We start from the raw sequence: 489 nt of genomic DNA, 5'->3' as shown, positions 1-489 counted from the left end.
GTTCTCGACGTCGCCGTGCAGCTTCAGGAGCCATTGAGCCTCCCCGACCCGGGCTACCTGCGACGGGTCCTTCTCGGGGACCAGCACGAGCGGACGCCGCCCTTCGATGTCGGCCACCGCGTGTTCGTACAACCGGTCGAAGTTGGTCGTGATCGCCTCCTGCACCCGGAGGGAGGCAAGGAGCAGGTGCAGGAGGGCGTACCTGGGCTGGTCCCCGACCAGCTTCTTCACGTGGTCACCGAGACTTTTCTGGGGTTCCCCAGGGATGCGCTCCGTCGTCCGGCGGAGGACCTCGGCTGCGTCGAGCGGGCCGAGGTCCTTCCACTGCTCCGCCGAGTGATCGAGCCCGAGCTCGGCAGCGATCTTCTCGACGAGCTCGTCCCACCCGGGTAGGCCGGCGGCGATCCCGGTGCCGGCACCCATGAACAGCGCGAGACCCCCGGACCTGACCGCAGAGGCCAGCTCGCGTGCGATGCCACGGACCTGTTC

Annotated in this window: 1 protein-coding gene; it reads right to left on the bottom strand. The window is 68.7% G+C overall.

The window, feature by feature from the left end; genetic code table 11:
- A partial coding sequence (locus D7X12_RS43370; RefSeq protein WP_208719649.1) for an SIR2 family protein occupies positions 1-489 on the bottom strand: 489 nt, incomplete at both ends.

The organism is Corallococcus sicarius, assembly GCF_003611735.1.
Lineage (GTDB): Bacteria > Myxococcota > Myxococcia > Myxococcales > Myxococcaceae > Corallococcus > Corallococcus sicarius.
The sequence above is the reverse complement of the archived record's forward strand: the minus strand, read 5'-3'. Positions and strand labels throughout refer to the sequence as shown.